At 66.7% G+C, this 885-nt stretch carries 1 protein-coding gene; it reads left to right on the top strand.

Annotated elements, in window-relative coordinates:
• Nucleotides 1-885: autotransporter-associated beta strand repeat-containing protein (locus BRAS3809_RS36305; protein WP_035659647.1), on the top strand; the 885-nt coding region annotated here is incomplete at both ends.

The raw sequence follows: 885 nt of genomic DNA, 5'->3' as shown, positions 1-885 counted from the left end.
GTTGCCAATCGCTGGGGCCGCGCGAGCATCACGAAGGCCGGCACCGGCACCATCACGCTGTCCGGCACGAGCACCTACACCGGCAACACGACCGTCAGCGCGGGAACATTGCAGATCGGCGGCAGCGGCGCGCTTGGCGCGGGCACCTATGGCGGCAACATCTCGATCGCGTCGGGCGCGACGCTGAAATACTCATCCTCGGCGGCACAGACCTTTTCGGGCATCGTCTCCGGGGCAGGTGGCGTGACCAAGGATACGTCGACGACGTCGACGCTGACATTCTCCGGAGCCAACGCGCTGACGGGCACGACGACCATCGGTGCCGGCACGCTCGCGCTGAGTCCGTCCGGCGCCTCGGCGATGGGATCCATCCTGGTCGGCGGCGGCGCGTCCGGCGCGACGCTGGCGGTGAACTCCGGATCGACCACGCTCGGCGGTGATCTCGTGGTCGGCGCTGCGTCGTCGGACAAGGCGAGCCTGGCGCAGATCGGCGCCAGCCTGACCGCCAACAACATCTATGTCGGCAATGCCAATGGTGCGATCGGTACGGTCAACCAGTCGGCAGGGACTTTGACGACGACCTCGTTCAACGATCCCAGCCTGTCGATCGGCGCGGCGGCCGGCGGCACCGGCACCTACAATCTGTCGGGCGGAACGGTCACGGTGGCGAACGGCATCTTCAACGTCGGCGCCTTCGGTACAGGAACGCTGAACCAGAGCGGTGGTACGCTGAACGCCGGATGGTGGGCGGTCGTCGGGCGCCAGGTCGGCAGCAGCGGCGTCTACAATCTCAGCGGCGGTCAATTCAATCAGACGGGTCCAGGCTATCAGTTGATCATTGGCGAGCAGGGGACCGGAACGTTCAACGTGTCAGGCAGCGGCACG

It is taken from the genome of Bradyrhizobium sp. STM 3809 (assembly GCF_000239795.1).
Lineage (GTDB): Bacteria > Pseudomonadota > Alphaproteobacteria > Rhizobiales > Xanthobacteraceae > Bradyrhizobium.
The sequence above is the reverse complement of the archived record's forward strand: the minus strand, read 5'-3'. Positions and strand labels throughout refer to the sequence as shown.